The sequence below is a fragment of the Streptococcus mitis SK575 genome (genome assembly GCF_000257865.1).
In the GTDB taxonomy this organism is placed as follows: domain Bacteria; phylum Bacillota; class Bacilli; order Lactobacillales; family Streptococcaceae; genus Streptococcus; species Streptococcus mitis_CQ.
Window position 1 is genome coordinate 26,726 of record NZ_AICU01000010.1, and the last position, 17,865, is coordinate 44,590.

Sequence of the window (17,865 nt, forward strand, 5' to 3'; positions counted from 1 at the left end):
CCTCCTATTTAAAGAAATTGACATTGTGGAGATGAGGGATTTTTCGAATTTCTTCGATGGCCTCATCACAGTTGCGACTGTCAACTTCGATAATCATAATGGCTTTTTCACCAGCTTTTTCACGAGTAACATTCATCTGGGCGATATTGATATCATAGCGGGAAAGAGCCTCTGTTACGAGGGCAATCATACCTGGAATATCTTGATGAACAATGATGATAGTCGGTGTATTCATATTGAGAGAGACGGCAAAGCCATTGAGTTCGGTTACCTGAATATTTCCTCCACCGATAGAAATACCAGTTACGCTGATGGTCTTGTGAGCATTTTTGACGGTAATTTTAGTGGTGTTTGGATGAGGAGCATTGCTGTCTTTCTGAATGGTCCAGACAATCTTGATGCCACGCTTGTGGGCAATTTCCAGGCTGTTTGGAATTTCAGGATCATCTGTATCCATGCCTAAAATACCTGCAACAAGGGCTAGGTCTGTCCCGTGACCACGATAGGTCTTGGCAAATGAGTTAAATAGTTGGAATTCGACTTCTGTCGGAGTATCATCAAAAATGGAAGAGACAATCTTCCCAATACGAACAGCACCAGCAGTATGGCTACTAGATGGGCCAATCATAACTGGTCCGATGATATCAAAGACAGATTGAAAACGAAGTGATTTCATCAGTTTCCCCTTATAAAAATTCTTATCTCTATTATATCAAAGAATAAAGGTCTTGGCTTTAATTGCGGATGAAAACCTTTCTAATACCTCAAATAGCATAAAAATAGTATCTTTTATGACAAAAAACACATTATTTAGGGAAATAAAAAATAATTTTGTAATATTTCTACATAAAAGTGTCAAGAAACGGTAATATTTAAAAGGTATCATAGAACTATAGAAAGAAGGAGAATTTTCAAATATGAAATCAACAACTAAAAAGATTAAAACAACTCTTGCAGGAGTAGCTGCCTTGTTTGCAGTATTTGCTCCATCATTTGTATCTGCTCAAGAATCATCAACTTACACTGTTAAAGAAGGTGATACGCTTTCAGAAATCGCTGAAACTCACAACACAACAGTTGAGAAATTGGCAGAAAACAACCACATTGACAACATCCATATGATTTATGTTGGTCAAGAGTTGGTTATCGACGGTCCAGCAGCGCCAGTAGCACCAGCTTCAACGACTTATGAAGCTCCAGCTGCCCAAGATGAAGCTGTTTCAGCTACAGTGGCAGAAACTACAGAAGTAGCAGAAGAAGCTCCAGTGGCAAGCGCACCTGCAGCAGAAGAAACGGTTGCTTCAACTGTAAGCGGATCTGAAGCAGAAGCCAAAGAATGGATCGCTCAAAAAGAATCAGGCGGTAGCTACACAGCTACAAACGGACGTTACATCGGACGTTACCAATTGACAGATTCATACTTGAACGGTGACTACTCAGCTGAAAACCAAGAACGTGTAGCAGATGCCTATGTTGCAGGACGTTACGGTTCATGGACAGCCGCTAAAAACTTCTGGCTTAATAATGGCCGGTATTAAGAACTAACGAACAAATAATATGTAAAAGTCGAGGAATCTCCTCGACTTTTTATTTTTCCTTCGCTTGGTAATAGATCTCTACTTCTTTTTTGAGATGAGACAGCATAGAAGTTTCCTCGGTCAGCTCTAGAAGTGAGAAACCTTTTTGGATAAGTCTAGCCTCATCCCTACAAATCCCGATGCGGACATAGCAGATAGCAAGCCTATCGTAGCTTTTCTTGTTCTTAGCGTCCTCTAGTAAAGTATAGCAGATTTGTTGACACATGTTTTTGTCTTGATGGTATAAGTAAATGGTGGACAGATTGAGTAGGATTGCCATTCGCAAGTCATATAAATGTTGGTAGTTTTTATAGACTTCCAAGCGTTGCAAGATTTTTCCAGTGATGAGATGGAGGTGTTCAATAGGAAAGCTGAAAAGGATGGTATTGAGGATTTTTAGGTCATTTTCATACCATGTATCTTGTTTTTCAATTTTTTCCCAAAGTTTTTTGACAATCTGTTTCACTTGGTCTGACAGTTGCTCTGTACCATGTTGACGGATATGAATGACAATTTCCAGCATATCCCTTATTTCTTCTATAGGCAGGTCGTGGTGGGTTTTGAGATAGTCTTGGCATTTTTGAAATAGTTTTTCGAGTTCACTAGTCCCTAGGGTTGAGCTCATATTGAGATAGGTTTGCATGATTTCTGTTCGTTGGCTCGGTTGATAGAGGTGGCAGATATAGTCAAACTCTTCAAAACTCATATTGATTTGCCGGAGAAGAAACTCCATATTTTCATATTTGGGAGTTACTTTACCACTTTCAATTTTTGATAAGCTGGTTCTTGAGAGAACCTCCCCACAGACCTCTTCTTGGGTCAATCCTTTTGACTCACGTATTTCTTTATAGACTTTTCCGAAATCATAACGCATGGGCTTTCTCCTTTTTGTGAAAAAAGTTAACAAATAATAAAATCCTATTAAAAATATTGTATCATAATAACAGGAATAGTAAAAAAGAAAGCTAAAATAATGTGTGAAAAAAGTTAACTAATTTTAAAATAGAATAAAGAAGAGGTATACTGTAGATACAAAATACAGGGAGGAATAAAAAATGGAAGTTATAAATGTAAGTAAGCATTATGGTCATTCAATCATTCTCAAAGATATAAATTTTGCACTTAACAAGGGTGAAATTGTTGGTCTAGTAGGGAGAAATGGAGTTGGTAAGAGTACGTTGATGAAAATTCTTGTTCAGAATAATCAACCGACTTCAGGGAATATTATAAGTAGTGATAATGTTGGGTATTTAATCGAAGAACCAAAATTATTTTTATCTAAAACAGGTTTAGAGAATTTAAAATATCTGGCAAATTTATATGGTGTTGACTACAATCAAGAAAGATTTGGAAGTTTGATCCAAGAGTTAGATTTGACTCAGTCTATTAATAAAAAAGTAAAGACCTATTCTTTGGGTACAAAACAAAAATTAGCTTTGCTTCTAACTCTCGTTACGGAACCGGATATATTGATTTTAGATGAACCGACTAATGGTTTAGATATTGAATCATCACAAATAGTTTTAGCGGTTCTAAAAAATTTAGCTTTACATGAAAATGTGGGAATTTTAATATCGAGTCATAAATTAGAAGATATTGAAGAAATTTGTGAGAGGGTTCTTTTCTTGGAGAACGGGCTTTTGACATTTCAAAAAGTAGGAAAAGATAGTCATAATTACTTGTTTGAGATAGCTTTTTCATCAGCTACAGATAGAGACATTTTCATTACCAAACAAGAATTTGGGGATATTGTTCAGGAAGAGGGACTGAGAATTACTATGTCTGGGAATATTCAAAGTAGTGAGCTTTTTAAATTTTTTAACGAAAACTCTATTAAAGTAGTTGATTTTGAAACTAAAAAAGAGACGCTTAAAGATATTTATCTAAATCGTTCAAAATAAAGGAAGGTTATAATCATGAAATTAAATAAATTGAATTTTCTTAAGGAAAATATAAGAGATTTATATTCATCAGGCGTAATATATCTCGGATTGATTATCTCGTTTATACCGCCGATACTGGTTACATTCTTTATTCTAAAGACTCAAGGGACATCACTTGGTATTAAGCATATTTCAAATTTTTATGCTATGCTCGGTATGTTAATGGCTGTTATACATGCTAACCGAATTATTAGCAGGGATTTTTCCCACAATACGATAAGTTTATTTTATAATCAACAGAAAAATCGGATGATTTACGTCTTGTCTAATTTTATATATGCCATCTCAGTTTCCATTATTTATGCTTTGAATGGCATTGTGCTACTAGTCATCGTAAGTAAATTGGGTGTTCCAGGTGATTTAGGATTAGATTTTATAGCAGCCATTGTAGTCAATACAATTTTGTTAGTCCTATTTTATTTTCTATTATCTTACATTTTTTATTTATACAAATTGAAAAGTGGCTTGGTATTTGGTATTTTAGTAGCTTTACTACTCTTTATCCCTAATATATTAAATACGATTATGATGAATACTAGTAATGATTTGTTTATCAAAGCGATTGAACTTCTTCCTTTTTATTCCTTACCTGTATTTGTTGCTTCAAATACGATGTCTATTAGTCAGTATCTTGTGGTAATCACTACAATCATTTTATTGTACTTGTTCACTCTCAAGAAAAGCAAGGAGTATTCATTTTAGTTTCATTTAGTATTATTTACCGTCTCAAAATCTAGCAAAAAATAAAAAGATGTTGCGCTGGATAGAGAAAATTAGAATGTATAACAGAGGTAAACAGATAATTGTAGGGGAATTAAGCCTTCTATTGATGAGCATGAATTTTCTTATAACATTATCCAACAAACTGACCTATGAAACTTCAAAAATTCAAAAACCACACGGTATTCCTTTCAACTTGATTGTATTCAAGACTGAAACTACTTGAAAATATTTAATATTTTTCTTTAATTATTTGACAGGTTATATATGTTGATTTATAATATAGGTAAAACAGGGATTGTGTAAGCGTTAACAAATACAGTACCCTTAACTTTGTATTCAGCAAAGAATTATGATGCAGCTAGAAAAGAAAGAATTCTAGCTTGATACAATGTCACCAGTTTTATTTAAAGTTGTTATGGAACTATTTTCAAAATAGATAGGCCTCTGTTTTAGGCGGAAAAGTTAATCAGGAGGTTAAGTGATGAACTACAATGTAAAATATCTCTTATCAGGAATATTTATTATAGTCTTTATAGGTTTTCTAGTCTGGATGCGTTATTTTAATCAGAGGAAGGAAGAAGAGCATTCGGATATGTCTTTTGAAGCGAGGTTAGATAGTGAGGTCAAGGCCTTATATAAACAACTAGGATTGGGTGAGGAGCCTCATTATTTCTTAGCCTATCGCTACCTACATCCCTGGTTTAATTTGGCGATTTTACCACCAACAGTTGAAATTTTCTTAACTAAAATAGCGCTGGTGATGGTGACTCCAGATGAACTACTGATAAGAAATCTTGGGAATGGGATGACTTTCACAAGTGAGCACCATCGTGATTTGCGACAAGGACTTATCCGCATTCCAAAATCAGAGATGAAAGAATTTGAGATTCGCAACTGGAAAAGAGTTTTTATATTTGGTGATTTTTTGACAATTAAAACAAGCCAACATAGCTATTATTTGCAGGTTAGAGATGATGGACTTCAAAAAGGAAGTCTTTCTACCAAACATTTCTCCGACTTGAAACGACAAGATTTTCTCGGATTATTGACAGATAAAAGAACATTCTGATAGATAATTGCTCAAAAAACTAACTTCTAAACGTTCAAACATTCAAAAACCACACAGTGTTTTCAGCCTTGAACACAATTAAGTTGAGAGAATCACTGTGTGGCTTTATTGGAAAGTTAGTTTTTTCTTCACGGGAGGTATCTCTATGAAAAAAATCAGTCATCTTTGTATGCTCCTGCTCTTGCTGTGTACCACTTTTTTTGTTTTTAATGTAAACTATACACGAGAAGTGGTTCGGATTCAAGAAATGGGAAAGACTGTAGATTCTTTGGATTTGTATTTGAAAGATATTAACGAACCTGCAGCGTCTGTTCTTCGATTTTTTGAGGATGTATCAAAGGAGTATAAAGTCTCCATCATCAAAACAGACAGTGGTGATGAGGTGGTCAAGTCTGGTGTTTTTGATAAAGATACCTTCCCCTACCAAGAGTTTGGGATTTCTTCTCTTGATTTTACCACAGATGGTGAAGGAGTCTATAGTAATAAAGAAATTTCCAATAAACTTGGTACGATTCCGACCTTTCTAAAAGCCAAACCTATTCAGCTTATGACTTTTCAAACCTATATCAAGGATACATCTCGTAGTTTAAATGGTCGCTATACGATAACTTCTACACAAGAGATGGACAAGGATAGGATTGTACAGAAATGGAGCGATTTTTTCAAGATAGACCAGGCTACCTTGCTAGAGCCGACCTACAAAAGTGCAGTGGAAGTCATAAATCGAGATTTGCTTTTATCTGCCATTGTTTTTGTCTTGGCTATTTTGCTTCTTGTGTTAGTGACAGTGTATCAACCGATGATGGAGATGAAACGAGTGGGAGTTCAAAAGTTACTTGGTTTTCAAAGCAGGGCGATTTTAGCTGGTTTTGTAAAGACTAATTTTTATCTTCTCTTGGGTGGAAGTCTTATTATTGACTTGGGACTATTTTTAGTGCTGGACTCCAGACCAAAACTTCTGTTCCCAAGTTTACTCTTATCCCAATTTCTACTTTTACAGTTGTATTTGTTCATCAGTTGGCTGACCTACCTGATGATTCAGAAAATGACAGTCAGTTCCATGTTGAAAGGTTTTTCATCTGTCAAACTTGGTCTTATCTTCAATTATGTGATGAAAATAGGGACAACTATTTTACTGACGGCCTTACTGATTGGGGTGGGCAGAAGTCTAGAACAAGAAAACAAAGAACTTGCTTATCAGCAACAGTGGGTAAGCCAAGGGAATTACCTGACCTTAGAAACCTTCCAACTCAGTGATAGTTTGTGGCAAGAAGAGCTAGCAGGGTCAGGGAAATCTACAGATTATTTCTATCGATTTTATCAGGATTTGGTAGAAAAAACGCAGGCGGGCTATGTGCAGAGTAGCAGTCTTCCTGTAAAAAATTTTGTCCAATCAGAACAGATTCAGCAATATCAGTTAACAGATACGGTGGATGTTTACTATGCCAATCGCAATTTTCTAAAGAGCAAGGGATTCAAGCTACCAGATACCGGTATTAAAAAAGTTATTTTGATGCCAGCAAGTACGAAAGGTGAAGAAGATAAAAATCAGCTCTTGGGGAAGTTAATTGCCTTTCATTCGATGAAGTATGAAGAGCAGCAAAAACAAACAATAGAAGATATGGATGTAGAAATTGCCTATTATGAAGGAGATTGGTCATTTTTCCCATATAGTGATAAGCGAAAGGAAAATCTCTCCAATCCAATTATTAGCTTGGTCAATGATTCTGATATGATGTGGGATGAGAAAGCCTCCCTGTCAACAACTGGCTTAAATAATCCGATTAAAATTGAAAATACGGTTCAACATCAAAAAGAGATTACAGAGTTAGTTGAGAAATTGTCAGATGGAAATTATTTAAAATTTTCATCTATTCAAGCCATTCAACAAGAGAAAGTGGATTCTTATAGAGATGCTGTTCGGAATTTTAACCTACTCTTTGCTTTGTTTGGTCTCCTTAGCATGATGATTTCCTACTTTTTACTCGTTACTACTTTCTTGTTGAAGCGCAGGGATATCATTACCAAGAAGTTTATGGGGTGGAAACTGGTCGATCGCTACCGTCCTCTCCTCGTTCTGCTCTTGCTGGGCTATAGTCTGCCTCTTCTAATCTTGATTTTCTTTGCCCATGCGCTCTTGCCACTTCTACTGTTTGCAGGTTTTACATGTTTGGATATACTATTTGTGCTAGCCTTGGCTTCTAAGATGGAGAAAAGAAGTCTAGTAGAGTTATTGAAAGGGGGCATCTTATGATTGAGTTGGAAAATATTACCAAAACCATTGGAGGAAAAGTGATTTTGGATCACTTGTCTCTCAGGATTGATCAGGGGGATTTGGTAGCCATTGTTGGAAAAAGTGGTAGTGGTAAGTCGACCTTGTTAAATTTATTAGGTTTGATAGATGGTGATTATAGCGGACGGTATGAGATTTTTGGTCAGACAAATCTAGCAGTCAATTCTGCCAAGTCGCAAACAATAATCCGTGAACATATCTCTTATCTGTTTCAAAATTTTGCCCTGATTGATGATGAAACGGTCGAGTACAATCTCATGCTGGCGCTGAAATATGTGAAATTGTCCAAGAAAGACAAGCTCAAAAAGGTGGAAGAGATTTTAGAGAGAGTAGGTTTGTCAGCTACGTTGCATCAAAAGGTCTCCGAGTTGTCTGGTGGCGAACAACAACGAATTGCAGTTGCTAGAGCCATCTTAAAACCCAGCCAGCTGATTTTAGCCGATGAACCAACAGGTTCTCTGGATCCTGAAAATAGAGATTTGGTCTTGAAGTTTCTCTTAGAGATGAATCGCGAGGGGAAAACAGTTATTATTGTGACCCACGATGCTTATGTAGCCCAACAATGTCATCGTATCATTGAATTGGGCGAGGGGAAATGAGTTCGTTCGGCTTCTTTTGACTGACTGAATACTCATGTTTTCCAGAGAGAAATAGCATAAATACGCCTAGGAATGACATTTTTATGTAGTATTTCTAGGTTTTTTTGTTTCAAATTGAAAAATTTTTCAATTTAGGCTTGACAAACGATGAGTATAGGAGTATTATTTATACAACTAAAAAGAATAAACATAAAGAAGGCTTTGTTATGAATAAGATGAAGAAGGTGTTGATGACGATGTTTGGTTTAGTGATGCTCCCCCTACTATTTGCTTGTAGTAACAATCAATCGGCTGGAATTGAAGCTATCAAGTCCAAAGGAAAATTGGTTGTAGCCCTCAATCCAGATTTTGCTCCATTTGAATATCAAAAAGTGGTTGATGGGAAAAATCAGATTGTGGGTTCAGATATCGAATTAGCCAAGGCTATCGCAACAGAACTAGGTGTCGAATTGGAACTATCTCCCATGAGTTTTGACAATGTACTGGCTAGTGTTCAATCAGGAAAAGCTGACCTTGCCATATCAGGTGTTTCTAAGACAGATGAACGGAGCAAGGTGTTCGATTTTTCAACTCCCTACTATACTTCAAAAAATAAGCTCATTGTCAAAAAATCTGATTTAGCCACTTATCAGTCTGTCAACGACTTAGCGCAGAAAAAGGTCGGAGCGCAGAAAGGTTCGATTCAAGAAACGATGGCGAAAGATTTGCTACAAAATTCTTCCCTCGTATCTCTGCCTAAAAATGGGAATTTAATCACAGATTTAAAATCAGGACAAGTGGATGCCGTTATTTTTGAAGAACCAGTTGCCAAGGGATTTGTGGAAAATAATCCTGATTTAGCAATCGCAGACCTCAATTTTGAAAAAGAGCAAGATGATTCCTACGCGGTTGCTATGAAAAAAGATAGCAAGGAATTGAAAGAGGCAGTCGATAAAACCATTCAAAAGTTGAAGGAGTCTGGGGAATTAGACAAACTCATTGAGGATGCCTTTAAAGCGTCCATTGAAAAATAGAAAGAAGGAAAAGAACATGAGTAAAGAAAAAGTAATTTTGGCCTATTCTGGCGGTTTGGACACATCAGTTGCTATTACCTGGTTAAAGAAAGACTATGATGTTGTTGCAGTTTGTATGGATGTGGGTGAAGGGAAAGACTTAGATTTCATCCATGATAAGGCTCTCAAGGTTGGGGCAGTCGAATCTTATGTCATTGATGTTAAGGACGAATTTGCTACAGATTATGTGCTAGTGGCTCTTCAGTCACATGCCTATTATGAACAAAAGTACCCCTTGGTATCTGCCTTGAGCCGCCCTCTTATTTCTAAAAAATTGGTTGAAATAGCGCATCAGACAGGAGCGACTACAATTGCTCATGGTTGTACAGGTAAGGGGAATGACCAAGTGCGTTTTGAAGTATCGATTGCAGCCTTGGATCCCAATTTAAAAGTGATTGCGCCAGTTCGTGAATGGAAATGGTCTAGGGAGGAAGAAATTCATTATGCCAAGGAAAATGGAGTACCTGTTCCTGCTGACCTTGACAATCCCTACTCTGTCGACCAAAATCTTTGGGGACGTGCCAATGAATGTGGTATTTTGGAAAATCCATGGAATCAGGCTCCAGAAGAAGCCTTTGGCATCACAACTTCTCCAGAGCAAGCTCCAGATATGCCAGAATACATTGATATTGAGTTTAGTGAAGGTGTTCCAGTTTCCCTCAATGGAGAAGGGCTAAAATTGGCAGATTTGATTCAAAAACTCAATGAAATAGCTGCAAAACATGGGGTTGGACGGATTGACCACGTGGAAAATCGCTTAGTTGGGATTAAATCAAGAGAAATCTATGAATGCCCAGGGGCAGTGACCTTGCTGACAGCTCATAAGGAAATTGAGGACTTGACGCTTGTGAGAGAAGTGGCTCATTTTAAACCAATCATAGAAAATGAATTATCAAATCTCATTTATAATGCTTTGTGGTTTAGTCCAGCTACACAAGCCTTGATTGCTTATATTAAAGAGACTCAAAAAGTTGTCAATGGGACTGCAAAAGTCAAACTCTATAAGGGAAGTGCTCAGGTAGTGGCTCGGAAATCACCAAATTCTCTTTACGATGAAAATTTGGCGACTTATACCAGTGCAGATACCTTTGACCAAGATGCAGCTGTTGGCTTTATTAAGTTGTGGGGACTTCCAACCAAGGTTCATTCTGAGGTTCAAAAAAGCGCCAAATAGGGCGATTGGATAGAGAGGTGGATGTGATATGGCTAAGAATACAAAATTATGGGGTGGTCGCTTTGAAGGTACTGTCGAAGACTGGGTAGAGCGCTTTGGTGCGAGTATATCTTTTGACCAGAAATTAGCTAAATTTGATGTGATTGGTTCTTTAGCCCACGTTCAGATGTTGGGTCAGACGGGCATTTTGAGTTTGAAGGAGTCAGAAAAGATTCAAGCAGGCTTGAAAGAGCTTCTAGAAGAGCTAGAGGCAGGCCAACTTGACTTTGATATCGCAAACGAAGATATTCACATGAATATGGAAGTGTTGCTGACAGAAAAAATTGGTCCCCTTGCAGGGAAGTTACATACAGCTCGTTCTCGAAATGACCAAGTTGCGACAGATATGCACTTGTATCTCAAGGAGCAACTAGGCCATGTCCTAGATAAACTGGCTCATCTCAAAGGTGTTTTATTAGACTTGGCGGAAAATCATGTGGAGACGATCATGCCGGGTTATACCCATCTGCAACATGCCCAGCCTATTAGTTTTGCCCACCACCTGATGGCTTACTACAATATGTTTCAAAGAGACAGTGAACGTTTTGAATTTAACCAGAAGCATACAGACCTATGCCCTCTAGGTGCGGCAGCTTTGGCAGGGACGACTTTCCCCATTGATCGTCAATTGTCTAGCGATTTGTTAGAGTTTAAGCAACCTTATACAAATTCTTTGGATGCTGTTAGTGACCGCGATTTTATCTTAGAATTTCTGTCCAATGCCAGCATACTCATGATGCATATGAGCCGTTTTTGTGAAGAAATGATCAATTGGTGTAGTTTTGAGTACCAATTCATTACCTTGTCAGATACGTTTACAACAGGTTCCTCTATTATGCCACAAAAGAAAAATCCAGATATGGCTGAGTTGATTCGAGGAAAGACTGGTAGAGTTTATGGGAATCTGTTTGGACTATTGACAGTCATGAAGTCCTTGCCTTTAGCTTATAATAAGGATTTGCAAGAGGATAAGGAAGGAATGTTTGACACGGTCGAAACGATTTTAAATTCCCTCGATGTGTTGGCTGGTATGTTATCTAGTTTGCAGGTAAACAAGGAAAAAATGCAAGAGTCGACAGAGAAGGACTTTTCAAATGCGACTGAGTTGGCAGATTATTTGGCAGGGAAAGGCTTGCCATTTAGAGAAGCTCATGAGGTTGTAGGAAGATTAGTGCTAGACTCTATCAAGTCTGCTAAAAATATTCAAGATTGGAGTCTGGAGGAATTGCAAACCTATCATTCCCTCATTGCCGAGGATATCTATGTCTACTTGCAACCTAAAACTGCTGTTCAAAGACGAAATTCCTTGGGAGGTACAGGATTTGACCAAGTGAAATACCAAATTGCAGTCGCTAAGAAAGCGAATGAAGCTAGAAAGTGCTAGATTGATAGGTTCAGAATAAGAGGTTGGTCGATTGACAGCCTCTTTCTTGTCGTTAAAAAAGTGAGATATATTGACTTTTGAAAAAAATGTCATAATTGAGTTGGGATAAACGTAAAAGTCATACTTTCTCGTTAAATCGTTCGGCGATTCATGGTGACATGGACACATAGTAGTAAGCACACCATGTGACTTGGCAGAGCTAAAAATTTCTGGCTTAACAACGGTTGGTATTAAGAAATAGGGGAAAGAGCTTTGAATGGCTCTTTTTTCTTTTTAGAAGCCTGTTCACACTGTGTAGCCAATTTGATATAATCTTCTCAAAAAAGTAGTATAATGTTTTTATAGAATATAAATAGTGGTGGTTAGCATGCATGCATTATTAGCAACAAGATTAAAAAATAAGCGAAAAGAGCTGGGCTGGTCGCAAAAAGAGTTGGCAGAAGGAATTTGCCAACAAACTCAGATAAGTCGCATGGAACAAGGTAAATATATGCCAGGAGCAGATTTGTTATATAAATTATCTGAAAAAATGAGCTTAAATATGGACTATTTCTTTTCAGGAGAAATTTCGAAAGAGTTTCTAGGCTTGTCTGCTTTCAAGAGGTTGTCTGAAACATTGTTGGAAAATCAAGATTATGCCTCTTTGAAATATGCTTTTGAAGGAGAAAGAAAGCAACAGACTTCCTTATCTTTTGATGAAAAGATTTATCTGGACTGGATAGATGCCATTCTAACCTATCAATGTGAACATCAATTAAAACTAGCTATTTCAAAAATAGAGGACATCCTCAGTAGGATTAGTATTGATAAAGTGGACTATTTGTATATTTTGAATACCCTGCTGATTTTCTTAGGCTATGATGAGGATAAGGAGAAATTTGAACAACTATATGATCAGGTTTCCGTAGCTCTTTCAAAAATCGATACCAGTGTGCGTGAACAAATTGAGTTGTATATCAAAATAAAATACAATTATTGTTACCACCTTTGGAAACAGGAGGAGATGGATAAGTCCAGAGCGCTATTATTGGAGATAATTGAATTTTGTAACAAATATCATAGTAGCTTTAGGTTAGCAGATTTATATTGTTTGTTGGGAAATGTAACAGAGGATCTTGATATCTCTGTTGCTAAGGACTATTATATGAAAGCTAAGGTGCTCTATCTAATTGAAAATAATGAAGTTATGGCACTCAAGGTAGAACAATATCTGATCGATAAGTAGTCAGAGAATGTATGAGGCTGGGAAAAAAGTCTTTAAAATAAAAAAACGCATAATATCAGGTTTTGAAAAAACTGATACTATGCGTTTCATTATGGGGATATTTACTTCATTTTATCCTGAAATTGAGTTTTAGATTATCCTCTTCATACACAAAATATAACTATAATTCTTTTTTAAAAATATATGATTTTTTTACTTTAATTACTTGACAGTTTATATGTGCTAATTTATAATATAGGTGAAAGAAGGTGACAAGATGGGAAAATTAAAATCTGGACATTTGAAAGCGCTATCTATATTGCTTATTGTGCTAATTCTACTGAGTAATAGTCGAAGTTTTATTAGTACTACTCTAGTTACTCGAGGTATTGATACAGGAGCGTACTATTCTCCCAGTTAAGAGTAAGTTCGTTGTTTAAAATGAAATGAGATAGAAGGAAGGGGAGTCCAATGAGCTATCTAGTGATTACATAAGATTTTCTGTGAATGCTAATATCGTTTTTAAAGTAGTTATTCGATAAATTTGAATTAATTATAAAAATTAACCTTTTATAAATCATATCACCGTAACAGATATCATAATATGCATGATTCAAAAATGCTTAATATTGTAGCTATTTAGCATATATGGTATAAAAGTTAGATTAATTCTAAAGAATTGAGTATTTCTATGTTAAAAAAATATCCTTGTACGATGCAACATGATCAGTCAGATTGTGCTGCGGCAGTTGTTTCAACAGTTCTTTTATCTTACAAAAAGGAACTATCAATCATGAAGATTCGGGAAATTATTGGTACAGACATGTATGGAACGACTGTCAGTGGTATTGTTTCAGGTCTGAATAAGTTGAATTTTACAGTAAAAGCTGTTCGAGTAGCACTGGAAGATTTGACTCCAAAATTAACATTTCCTGCGATTCTTCAAGTTAAGAATGATTTAGGTCAAAATCATTTTGTGGTACTACATAGTATCAAAAGGAATAGTAAATTTTACGTAGCAGACCCTGCTAGTGGCATACGCAAGATGTCAAGTGACGAATTGGGAGAAATTTATCAAGGTATTACTCTTTTTATGGTCCCAAATTCTGATTTTGAAAGAGGAAAACTAAAGGGAAAAGGACTTCTGGATTTATTTGGAAGGTTAATTTTTAATCAAAAAGGCTTGATTAGTACAGTCGTATTAGCTTCTCTTGTTTTAAGCATCATTGGTATTTTATCGAGTCTCTTTTCAAAAGTTATCATGGACGAGGTGATTCCATATGCTTTAAAAAATAGTCTGTATATGTTCTTGATAGTATTTGGAATAGTGTCGTTCTTACAGACTCTTCTATCTGCATTTCGTCAGCACGTTCTTTTGTTTCTATCTCGAAAAATTGATATACCGGTTTTAATGGGATATTATGACCATATTATTCATCTTCCTTATAGTTTTTTTGGAAGTCGTAGAGTTGGTGATGTTTTAACAAGATTTCAAGATGCGATGACGATAAAGAATGTGTTTACGTCAGTCTCTATTTCATTAGTCATGGATATCACCTTGTCAGTTATTAGTGCGGTTGTCCTTTGGACTATTAATCAATCTTTATTTCTGATATTAGTTTTTATGGTTATTGTTAACATCATTCTTATATACTGTTTTAAAAAGCCTTATAAAAAAATTAATCATGAACAAATGGAAGCAAATGGACTTCTTAATTCACAGTTAATTGAATCCATTCGTAACATTGATACCATTAAGTCTCAGCATGACGAGGAACAACGTTTAAACAAAATTGAAGAAAAATTTGTTCATACTTTAGAAATTGGTTATAAAGAGGGTGTTTTGAAGAATATTCAGTCTACAATATCCTCAATGACCTCAACCATGGGTGGGTTATTATTTATGGGAGTGGGCGCCTTATTTATCATTGATGGAAAAATGACTATTGGGGACCTCTTGGTTTTTCAGACATTAAGTCAATATTTTACAGAACCTATTCAGAATCTAGTTGGTTTGCAGTTAACCTTTCAAGAGGTACAGGTTGCGGTTAGTCGACTTCAAGAATTGATGGAAGTAGATCGTGAAGACATTGCCTTGGATTATAGTATTAGAGACTTCACCTTGTGTGATGATATTGAGTTTAAAGATGTAACATTTGCCTATGGTTCGCGCCCACCTGTTATCAAGAACTTTAATTTGCGAATTAAACAAGGAGAAAAAATAGCTTTTGTTGGAGAAAGTGGAGCAGGAAAAAGTACGATAGTTCGTTTATTATTACGATTTATAAACCCTAGTGATGGGAAAATTTGTATAGGAGCAAATGACTTATCAGACCTTGACTATGGTAAATTACGTAAGAAAATTTCCTACATTCCTCAGACCATAGAACTTTTTACAGGGACAATTATTGATAATCTAAAAATTGGTAATCCTTCTGTCACATATGAGGATATGGTGAGAGTTTGTCGTATTGTTGGTATTCATGATACGATTCAACGCCTTCAAAATCGTTATGGCTCCTTCGTAGAAGAAGGTGGTCAAAATTTCTCGGGTGGAGAGAAACAACGATTGGCTATTGCAAGAGCACTGCTGAGTAAAGCTGACTTGTATATATTTGATGAGGCAACCTCTAACTTAGATTCATTTAGTGAACAGATTATTCAGGATTTAATCTTTAATAAAATAATAGATAAGACAACAATTGTAGTAGCCCACAGGCTGTCTACAATTCTTCGATGTGATAAGATATGTTTTTTGGAGAATGGTTCCATTGTAGAATATGGGACTCATGAGGAATTAATGGCTAAAAATGGAAAATATGCTAGAATGGTCGAGTTACAGAGTTTTTATATGAAGCAACAAGTAGAACCGTCGGTTATGTTAGATGCAGAGGAGGTTACTTATGGCTAAACTGGAGATTCAAGATAATAAAAAACTAGTATTAAAGTCAGTTATCTGTAAAAAGTTGTATGATATAAAAGTAGAAAATATAAATCAAGAGATTGAAAAGTTTTATCAACATTTGCAGTTGTTAAAAGCACAAATTTTTGGTCCATTAATTGTAAAAAGTTGTGGTACAACTATTCATGATGATGGATTAATAACGACTGATTTTGATTTTTATATTCAAGCTCATAATGCTCAACAGTACAGTAACATTTATGATGTACAGGATTCCATCTCTGTTGCATATTGTTTATATGTTCGTTTTGAAGATAGCCCTGAGTATCTGCAGTATGCGTATTCTAAATTGGACCTATATGTCTATGAAAATGATATTCAAACGGATGGGATTGTCTATACAGTTTATGTTAATTCTTCTCCTGAAAAAATGGTAGTAGATATTTTTAGACCAATTGTAAGCCTATGAAATTATATAATAAATCAGAATTACGTTATTCTCGTATTTTCTTTGATAAGAGACCACCAGCTTTTGCGTTTATTCTCATTATTTCAACTGCTATTGTCTTAAGCGGTGCATTGATTGGTGCAGCTTATATACCCAAAAACTATATTGTAAAAGCGAATGGGAATTCAGTTATAACAGGTACAGAGTTCCTATCAGCAATTAGTTCAGGGAAAGTAGTTACTTTACATAAGTCAGAAGGAGATATGGTAAATGCTGGAGATGTCATTATTTCGTTATCAAGTGGACAAGAAGGTTTACAAGCGAGCTCTTTGAATAAACAATTGGAGAAGTTACGCGCAAAAGAAGCTATTTTTCAAAAATTTGAACAATCATTAAATGAGAAATACAATCATTTATCTAATTCTGGTGAAGAACAGGAATATTATGGGAAAGTTGAATACTATCTGTCTCAGTTAAACTCGGAAAATTATAATAATGGTACCCAGTATTCAAAGATTCAGGATGAATATACGAAGTTGAATAAAATAACAGCTGAAAGAAATCAGTTAGATGCCGACTTGCAAGCTCTACAAAATGAATTGCTTCAACTTCAACAGCAAGGAGACTCACCTTCTCTATCAGATACGACATCAGCTGATAACAAAGCTAAGTTAGAAACTAAGATATCAGAAATAACAACAAAAATCGAAGCATTAAAAACAAATATTACTTCTAAGAATAGCGAGATTGATAGTCAACAAAGCAATATTAAGGATATGAACCGTACCTATAATAATCCAACTTCTCAGGCTTATAATATTTATGCTCAATTAATTAGTGAGTTAGGTACTGCTCGTTCAAACAACAATAAAAGTATTACAGAGCTTGAGGCTAATCTTGGAGTGGCAACAGGTCAAGATAAAGCACATAGTATATTAGCGCCAAATGAAGGTACTCTGCATTATCTGGTACCTTTGAAACAAGGAATGTCTATTCAGCAGGGGCAAACGATAGCAGAAGTTTCAGGGAAAGAAAAAGGTTACTATGTAGAGGCTTTTGTACTTGCGAGTGATATTTCTCGTGTTTCAAAAGGAGCAAAAGTTGATGTTGCTATTACTGGTGTAAATAGTCAAAAATATGGAACACTGAAGGGACAAGTCAGACAGATTGATTCAGGAACAATTTCCCAAGAAACGAAAGAGGGGAATATTAGCCTTTATAAAGTCATGATAGAATTAGAAACCTTAACTCTAAAACATGGAAGTGAGACAGTCGTCCTCCAAAAGGATATGCCAGTTGAAGTGCGGATTGTCTATGATAAAGAAACCTATCTTGATTGGATTTTGGAAATGTTAAGTTTCAAGCAATAATTGGTTTTAAACATTAAGTCACCTATAAAATAAAGTAAGATAAAGGAAAGATATCTTATCTAGGTAACTAAGTGCTATAAACAAAGTC

The 17,865-nt window shown here is 35.8% G+C and carries 15 protein-coding genes; 13 read left to right on the top strand and 2 right to left on the bottom strand.

Annotated features, from left to right (window positions below; all coding sequences use genetic code 11):
* Positions 1-4 precede the first annotated feature (4 nt).
* Positions 5-676 carry an L-serine ammonia-lyase, iron-sulfur-dependent subunit beta gene (gene sdaAB / locus HMPREF1048_RS03610; RefSeq protein ID WP_000838909.1) on the bottom strand — a complete coding sequence of 224 codons (672 nt, stop codon included), beginning with the start codon at positions 674-676 and terminating at the stop codon, positions 5-7.
* A 241-nt stretch (positions 677-917) separates the two neighbouring features.
* On the opposite strand from sdaAB, the gene apf reads away from it, so the two are divergent.
* Positions 918-1,538, top strand: coding sequence for an aggregation-promoting factor (gene apf, locus HMPREF1048_RS03615; protein ID WP_000843464.1), 621 nt, complete (start codon positions 918-920; stop codon positions 1,536-1,538).
* Positions 1,539-1,587: 49 nt separating this feature from the next.
* On the opposite strand, the gene HMPREF1048_RS03620 is transcribed toward apf, so the two are convergent.
* Positions 1,588-2,451 (bottom strand): helix-turn-helix domain-containing protein, encoded by an 864-nt coding sequence (locus tag HMPREF1048_RS03620; RefSeq protein WP_001268148.1) that lies wholly within the window; start codon positions 2,449-2,451, stop codon positions 1,588-1,590.
* Between the two features lie 181 nt (positions 2,452-2,632).
* Here HMPREF1048_RS03620 and HMPREF1048_RS03625 point away from each other — a divergent pair, with 181 nt between their 5' ends.
* The 12 genes from HMPREF1048_RS03625 (at position 2,633) to HMPREF1048_RS03680 (ending at position 17,777) form a co-directional block, all read left to right on the top strand.
* The gene (locus HMPREF1048_RS03625; protein ID WP_000452048.1) at positions 2,633-3,478 is read left to right on the top strand and encodes an ABC transporter ATP-binding protein; all 846 of its coding nucleotides are present in this window, start codon (positions 2,633-2,635) and stop codon (positions 3,476-3,478) included.
* A gap of 15 nt (positions 3,479-3,493) precedes the next feature.
* Positions 3,494-4,222, top strand: a complete 729-nt coding sequence (locus tag HMPREF1048_RS03630) for an ABC transporter permease (RefSeq protein WP_000773482.1) — start codon at positions 3,494-3,496, stop codon at positions 4,220-4,222.
* 502 nt (positions 4,223-4,724) lie between these two features.
* The gene (locus HMPREF1048_RS03635; protein WP_001108835.1) at positions 4,725-5,312 is read left to right on the top strand and encodes a hypothetical protein; all 588 of its coding nucleotides are present in this window, start codon (positions 4,725-4,727) and stop codon (positions 5,310-5,312) included.
* 145 nt (positions 5,313-5,457) lie between these two features.
* On the top strand, positions 5,458-7,566 hold the full coding sequence (locus HMPREF1048_RS03640) for a bacteriocin-associated integral membrane family protein (RefSeq protein ID WP_000723962.1): 2,109 nt from the start codon (positions 5,458-5,460) through the stop codon (positions 7,564-7,566).
* Complete coding sequence (locus HMPREF1048_RS03645; RefSeq protein WP_000571036.1) at positions 7,563-8,204, top strand: ABC transporter ATP-binding protein; 642 nt, start codon at positions 7,563-7,565, stop codon at positions 8,202-8,204. Before HMPREF1048_RS03640 ends, HMPREF1048_RS03645 begins: the two co-directional genes overlap by 4 nt.
* A 206-nt stretch (positions 8,205-8,410) precedes the next feature.
* Positions 8,411-9,217: an ABC transporter substrate-binding protein gene (locus HMPREF1048_RS03650; RefSeq protein ID WP_001038480.1), complete on the top strand. Its 807-nt coding sequence runs from the start codon at positions 8,411-8,413 to the stop codon at positions 9,215-9,217.
* 16 nt (positions 9,218-9,233) lie between these two features.
* Positions 9,234-10,430, top strand: coding sequence for an argininosuccinate synthase (locus tag HMPREF1048_RS03655; RefSeq protein WP_004248290.1), 1,197 nt, complete (start codon positions 9,234-9,236; stop codon positions 10,428-10,430).
* Between the two features lie 28 nt (positions 10,431-10,458).
* Positions 10,459-11,853 carry an argininosuccinate lyase gene (gene argH / locus HMPREF1048_RS03660; RefSeq protein ID WP_001107619.1) on the top strand — a complete coding sequence of 465 codons (1,395 nt, stop codon included), beginning with the start codon at positions 10,459-10,461 and terminating at the stop codon, positions 11,851-11,853.
* Positions 11,854-12,220: 367 nt separating this feature from the next.
* The gene (locus tag HMPREF1048_RS03665; protein WP_000543079.1) at positions 12,221-13,078 is read left to right on the top strand and encodes a helix-turn-helix domain-containing protein; all 858 of its coding nucleotides are present in this window, start codon (positions 12,221-12,223) and stop codon (positions 13,076-13,078) included.
* A 670-nt stretch (positions 13,079-13,748) separates the two neighbouring features.
* Positions 13,749-15,968, top strand: coding sequence for a peptidase domain-containing ABC transporter (locus HMPREF1048_RS03670; protein ID WP_000915351.1), 2,220 nt, complete (start codon positions 13,749-13,751; stop codon positions 15,966-15,968).
* On the top strand, positions 15,961-16,428 hold the full coding sequence (locus HMPREF1048_RS03675; protein ID WP_001086089.1) for a hypothetical protein: 468 nt from the start codon (positions 15,961-15,963) through the stop codon (positions 16,426-16,428). The genes HMPREF1048_RS03670 and HMPREF1048_RS03675 overlap by 8 nt, the downstream gene beginning before the upstream one ends.
* Complete coding sequence (locus tag HMPREF1048_RS03680) at positions 16,425-17,777, top strand: beta-barrel domain-containing protein (RefSeq protein WP_000781031.1); 1,353 nt, start codon at positions 16,425-16,427, stop codon at positions 17,775-17,777. The genes HMPREF1048_RS03675 and HMPREF1048_RS03680 overlap by 4 nt, the downstream gene beginning before the upstream one ends.
* Positions 17,778-17,865: the final 88 nt, after the last annotated feature.

Excerpts from the sequence above, each read along its gene's own strand:
- HMPREF1048_RS03655 (WP_004248290.1), top strand. The coding sequence starts at position 9,234 with ATGAGTAAAGAAAAAGTAATTTTGGCCTATTCTGGCGGTTTGGACACA.
- HMPREF1048_RS03625 (WP_000452048.1), top strand. The coding sequence starts at position 2,633 with ATGGAAGTTATAAATGTAAGTAAGCATTATGGTCATTCAATCATTCTC.
- HMPREF1048_RS03645 (WP_000571036.1), top strand. The coding sequence starts at position 7,563 with ATGATTGAGTTGGAAAATATTACCAAAACCATTGGAGGAAAAGTGATT.
- argH (WP_001107619.1), top strand. The coding sequence starts at position 10,459 with ATGGCTAAGAATACAAAATTATGGGGTGGTCGCTTTGAAGGTACTGTC.
- HMPREF1048_RS03620 (WP_001268148.1), bottom strand. The coding sequence starts at position 2,451 with ATGCGTTATGATTTCGGAAAAGTCTATAAAGAAATACGTGAGTCAAAA.
- apf (WP_000843464.1), top strand. The coding sequence starts at position 918 with ATGAAATCAACAACTAAAAAGATTAAAACAACTCTTGCAGGAGTAGCT.
- HMPREF1048_RS03640 (WP_000723962.1), top strand. The coding sequence starts at position 5,458 with ATGAAAAAAATCAGTCATCTTTGTATGCTCCTGCTCTTGCTGTGTACC.
- HMPREF1048_RS03665 (WP_000543079.1), top strand. The coding sequence starts at position 12,221 with ATGCATGCATTATTAGCAACAAGATTAAAAAATAAGCGAAAAGAGCTG.
- HMPREF1048_RS03650 (WP_001038480.1), top strand. The coding sequence starts at position 8,411 with ATGAATAAGATGAAGAAGGTGTTGATGACGATGTTTGGTTTAGTGATG.
- HMPREF1048_RS03675 (WP_001086089.1), top strand. The coding sequence starts at position 15,961 with ATGGCTAAACTGGAGATTCAAGATAATAAAAAACTAGTATTAAAGTCA.
- HMPREF1048_RS03630 (WP_000773482.1), top strand. The coding sequence starts at position 3,494 with ATGAAATTAAATAAATTGAATTTTCTTAAGGAAAATATAAGAGATTTA.
- HMPREF1048_RS03635 (WP_001108835.1), top strand. The coding sequence starts at position 4,725 with ATGAACTACAATGTAAAATATCTCTTATCAGGAATATTTATTATAGTC.
- HMPREF1048_RS03680 (WP_000781031.1), top strand. The coding sequence starts at position 16,425 with ATGAAATTATATAATAAATCAGAATTACGTTATTCTCGTATTTTCTTT.
- sdaAB (WP_000838909.1), bottom strand. The coding sequence starts at position 676 with ATGAAATCACTTCGTTTTCAATCTGTCTTTGATATCATCGGACCAGTT.
- HMPREF1048_RS03670 (WP_000915351.1), top strand. The coding sequence starts at position 13,749 with ATGTTAAAAAAATATCCTTGTACGATGCAACATGATCAGTCAGATTGT.